The sequence below is a fragment of the Pontimicrobium sp. MEBiC01747 genome, from assembly GCF_053601635.1.
The window spans coordinates 1-5180 of record NZ_JBSHNS010000180.1 but is presented as its reverse complement, the minus strand read 5'-3'; the positions used below and the strand labels follow the sequence as shown (position 1 = coordinate 5180).

Below are 5180 nucleotides of genomic sequence, written 5' to 3'. Positions count from 1 at the left end.
ATACAACGCTTAAAGGATAAAAAAATAGCTTCAGAAAATTTATTAGAGGCAAAAATAGAAGACATTAAAAAGAAATCAATTAAAAACCTATTTAAACAAATAGATTACAAATTTAATGTTAAGCAAAAAGTACAAGAGGCGCTCCAAGCCAATGATTCTTTTAATCAATCTACAGAAGAATTTAGTAAAATAATACCCGAAAAATATTGGCAAAGCCCAGAAGAACTTTATACCAAATCTAAAACAACATTAACCTTTATAAAAACCTTTTTTGGGAAGTCGGTTTGGAAAAATAATTTGTTATGGTTAGCTGTAATTTTAATAATAGTAATTGGTGTTCCTATTTTTATGTTATTTACAGAATATAAAATTAGTGAGATTGACTTTGAAAAGATTTTTAGGTATAAGTATTGGGTTACCATATCTTTAATAGGCACGGCACTACTAAGAGCCTATAAAACAGCTAGGCACTTACACCCATTAATTGCATCGTTTTGGAAGCTAAAAGAAGCCTATGTGCTAGAAAAAGAAAATGCACTCTTTAAATTTAAGCAAGAAGAAAAAGCAATAACATTACAAATAGAAAATTATAAGCAAAACATACAACAACTTAATATTAAAATAGGGGAGGCCGAAGCACAGAAAAAAGATATAGAATACCGTTTAGATAATACACATACAACCGAAGCCTTATTTAAGTTTATAGAAAACCGCTCTACTAGCGACGATTATAAAAAGCATTTAGGCATAGTCTCTGTAATACGAAAAGACTTTGAAATTTTAAGCGATTTATTTACCGATCATAATACCGAGTTAAACGAAGTAAAAGCTAAAGAAACATACCAAACCTTTAGAAGTAAGTTTGAAAGGCCTCTAGAGCGCATTATCTTATATATAGATGATCTAGATCGTTGTACAGACGATCGTGTTATACAAGTGCTAGAAGCTGTAAACCTACTAATGGCTTATCCGTTATTTGTAGTTGTAGTAGGTGTAGACCCGCGTTGGGTGAAAAATGCCTTAATTAAAAAGCACGAATTACAGTTTGGAGGCCATGGAGAAAGAGCAAAACTAATAGAACGCATAGAACCCTCAGGATATTTAGAGAAAATATTTCAAATTCCATTCCATCTACAAGAAGCCACAGACGAGAATGTAAAATATATGCTTAAAACATTAGCAGAATCTAACCCAAGTTTAAAAATTGCTACAAAAGAAGGGCAAGAAAAAAATGGAGGAGATGTAAAAGAATCAAATTCAGAATCCTTAGCAAATACAGGAGACGTATTAAAAGAAGTAAAGGTAGAGCATAGCAGTAATAAAGAAGTGAATATTGATGATGTAAGACCTCTAGAAACAAATGAAGAAGTTATAGCCTCACTAAAATTTGTAACTAAGGAAATAAAACTAATACAAGAATTTTCTAAAATACTAGGCGCAAACCCAAGAACTCTAAAACGATTTGTAAATATTTTTAGAATAATAAAAGCACATAAAGGATTTAACTATTCCGAAGAAGCTAAAGATGAAGAATTATTAGCCATTATCTTTTTAATAGCCTTACCTATAGGTAAATATAAATGCTTAGTTAAACCATTTGAAGCTTTTATAAACAGAGAAACAGATAGTAAAATTGATGGTAAGACATTACAAGATTTTTTAAATGAAACTCTATATAATAATGATGAAAAAGAAGCTCAAAACAAAATACAGAATATATTTAACACCAATGCTAATCAACTCTTAAAGACAGATAAGAAAGTATTTAAAAAATATAGCAAGTTTATAAAGCGTTTTACATTTAATGGCGTGTAAGTTCTATTTTTAATAAAAATAAGTTGTGGTAGTATAAAAAAGAAAACTCCTCTATAAAAAAGAGAAGTTTTCATGAATTCAATATTAAATAATGGGAGCTATTAAAGCTATTCAATATTGAAAGTAGATTTTAAAAATTGTTCTAAACCAGTATCTATAGCATCGCTATGGTTAGCTCCAGCAATAATATTTACAGTAGCACCCTTACCATTTAAAAACTGAATTTCTTCGGTTGTTAATTTGCCAACTTGTTCATCTCTATCACCCGCAACATAGGTTATTTTAGAGAGGTCGTTAATATTAGCAAATTCGGTAATATATCTATTGTTACCCAAGCCAGCAGCTAAGCGACTCATATTTCGGTCTTCAACGTCATCTAAATTTTGTAGTTGAAAACTAGCATTTCCATTAGCATCGTAAGTATAACCTCCACCTTGACCTTGGCTAAAACCAGTCCAAAAAGCATCTTCTATGTTAAGTCTACCTACCATAATTAAGTAACCATCTGCAACACCAATGCCATGCTCTGCAATAAGCTCTTGAGTCATGAAAGCTCCAAAGGAAATTCCTAAAACGTAAACTCTTTTATTGGGCAAATTTTTAAAAAAGGAGACTACTTTTTTTAAGTTTACAATACTTTCAGCATCAAATACCTTAGCTTGTTCAAAAGTAATGTCAGATTGAGAAAATTGCTGTGGCATTAATGTTTGCGCTTGATGCACGTTTACATATAATACATTTTGAGTGTTAGTAGAAGTCCTTATTTCATTAATAATATCATCTTCTAGAGTCGTTACTGGGCCTCCTTGAGTATTTACAATTACAATATTACTTTCTGCATTACCGTGAAAAGTAGCAATATCTTCAATTTCTGCAAACTGCTGAGGCTCAATAATAACTGTGCCTGTATTATCATCATCATTATTGCAACTATAAAAGGTTGTAATAGTTAGTGCTAGTAAGACTATAAATTTTAACTTTTTCATGAGCTTAATGTTCTTTTTAGTTTATTTTTCTTTTAAAAATGTAACGTGTAATGAATATACCTTTTCCATCTTTGCTTCCTGCATCGCTTTCAACTGCACTAGTAACAAATGCTAAATCCCAACCCTCTGCTAACATCGTTGTTAGTTTTGATGAAATTACAGCATCATTAGCAGCAATATTTTGAAATCTGATACCGCCAAGGTTATAAAAGTTTAAAAGTTTTGTTTCTTCAAAATCTTTAACTCTAATATCCTTTCTTTTAGACTTGTTTCTAGAATTATCTTCTTCAGTTTGGGTAGAAGTAAATTGTTTGTAATCTCTTTCGGCATTGGCAGATATTATTCGGGAACGCCCTAAACCATTTGGTACAATAGACTCTACACTTGTAATAACTTTTACTTCAAACTGTTTAGTGTTTGTAGTGTCTTGCGCATGGATTGTAAATAATGTTGCGATGGCAAATAAGCCTGCTAAAATTGTTTTTTTCATTGTTTTCGTTTTTTAATTATTAAAATTATACAATGCATTCTTGTAAGAAAGCATTGTGTTATAAGCAGTTGAATTTAGTTTCTGTATTTTTCCTTTTTTCTGAATACCATATTTATTCTGTACTTAGCATTACTTCCAAATACTTCTACATCATCTCCACCACCAACACCTAAAGTGCCTGCATTTGCGTTATATGCATCTACATATTCGTAGCCTAGTTGAGAAATAGCATTTAAAAGATCTGTTTGGTTTCTAATACGAAGTTTTTTTCTGTTTTGAAGTAACTCTTCAAGTTCTTCTAGCTTATCTTGATAAACAGATTTTTTGGAATCGATAGAGATGTCTATACCTCCTAAGAGTTTTGTGTTTTCTGAGGTAACAACTATATATTCTGGTAATTCGTTAATATTTACAGTGCTACTTTCTACAACCTTTAGTTCTTGGGCAATACCACCAAAAGTTGCTACTATTATAAATATGCTTGCTAAAATTGTTTTTTTCATTGCTTAATAATTATTTTATTATAAATTTTGTTGCTACTTTTTCTTTAATTTCATCATTTTTCATCCAGTACATATCTCCAGATGGAGCAGCAGATAATGTTCTGAAATAAAAGTCTGGCCCTAGTTTTTTTCCTAAACACATCGTAAAGTATTCTATTTGATATTGGTGTGCTGGGTGGTCTTTAGGTAACTCATCTGCCGATATGCCTTCACCTCCCCAAGAATGTATACCTAGCTGGGCTCCTTTAGTTACAATACGTTCGTTACCAGCGCAAAATAAATCTACTCCACCAGAAGATATTTTACTATTTACCAATACCATAGTATTAAGTCCTGCCTCTCTTATTAGTCTTCCTGTATGCATATTAACAGCATCGTTTATAGAACCAGGGACATTTTGTAGAACAAGGGTTTTTACTTCTGGATGATTAAGTGTTAAATTCTTTATTTGCGGATAGGTTACTGTCCCTAATGTGCCATTTAAAAAAGCTTTATTCTCTTTAACTTCTATAGTACTATTACCAGCACCAGTTATAGCTTCATTACTTTTAAAAGCAATAGTTGCTACAGTCGCGTCTTTAGCATATTTAAGCTGTCCTTTAAACGATATATCTAATGTCTCTAAATCATTAACAGTAGCAGTAAGCGTTCCAGTTGCTAAAGGATTATTAAAAAGATTAGCAGAAGCTTTATCATTATCATCTAAAGCAATTATATCTGCATCTATTAAAATAGCCGAAGTTTCAACTGTTTTTTGTTTATCCGTTTTAGATTGTTCAGTATAAATAGGAAGCGCATTTGTATCTACAAATTGTAATAATGTTTGTGTTTTGGCACCCTTTTTAAACATTGTAATTAATATTATTTGCTTTCCATCTTCCTCTGGGAAGAAAAAGTTAATAGGGTAAGCCTCACCATCAATAACCATTTTTGTGTTATAAATTATTTCCATTTGCCTTTTAACTTCATTATCAATATTGGCTATAGAAATCCCTTCACTCTCATCAAAGTTTGCCCAACACTTATTTTTATACCAATAGCCTGCCTTTTTTTCACATGCTTCTAAAGAATTTACTTTATATGTTTTTGTTAAATCGCCTATTTTGTTTTGAGCATTACAGTTAAAAAATAACAGGCTAACAACAGCATATACTATAGGTTTTAATCTCATAACGATTGCTTTTTATGTTTTTTTATTAATTGATGAATAGAGTATAAACTTGTAATTATTAGAGAAGGAAGTATTATTATTAAATCTATTCTTATAAAAGTATTAGGAGCTATAGTTAGCCATTTAGAAATAAACCATTCCCAGATAAAAAAACTAGTCCAAATTAGGATTAGAAATACAATAACGTATTTTGAGTTTTTCATAACATTCTGTTC

At 30.8% G+C, this 5180-nt stretch carries 6 protein-coding genes; 1 reads left to right on the top strand and 5 read right to left on the bottom strand.

Annotated features, from left to right (window positions below):
- On the top strand, window positions 1-1815 hold a 1815-nt coding region (locus tag ACVC2P_RS05640), incomplete at its 5' end, for a P-loop NTPase fold protein (protein ID WP_452597498.1).
- Between the two features lie 107 nt (window positions 1816-1922).
- On the opposite strand, the gene ACVC2P_RS05635 is transcribed toward ACVC2P_RS05640, so the two are convergent.
- The 5 genes from ACVC2P_RS05635 to ACVC2P_RS05615 all read right to left on the bottom strand — a co-directional run.
- Window positions 1923-2801: a hypothetical protein gene (locus ACVC2P_RS05635; protein ID WP_452597497.1), complete on the bottom strand. Its 879-nt coding sequence runs from the start codon at window positions 2799-2801 to the stop codon at window positions 1923-1925.
- A 16-nt stretch (window positions 2802-2817) separates the two neighbouring features.
- Window positions 2818-3291: a hypothetical protein gene (locus tag ACVC2P_RS05630; protein WP_452597496.1), complete on the bottom strand. Its 474-nt coding sequence runs from the start codon at window positions 3289-3291 to the stop codon at window positions 2818-2820.
- A 74-nt stretch (window positions 3292-3365) separates the two neighbouring features.
- A complete protein-coding gene (locus ACVC2P_RS05625; protein ID WP_452597495.1) occupies window positions 3366-3794 on the bottom strand; it encodes a hypothetical protein in 429 nt (142 codons plus the stop codon).
- A gap of 10 nt (window positions 3795-3804) precedes the next feature.
- Entirely contained in the window at window positions 3805-4965 is a 1161-nt protein-coding gene (locus ACVC2P_RS05620) for a hypothetical protein (RefSeq protein ID WP_452597494.1), read from the bottom strand.
- The coding region (locus ACVC2P_RS05615; protein WP_452597493.1) for a hypothetical protein at window positions 4962-5180 on the bottom strand (219 nt) is incomplete at its 5' end. The genes ACVC2P_RS05620 and ACVC2P_RS05615, both read right to left, overlap by 4 nt.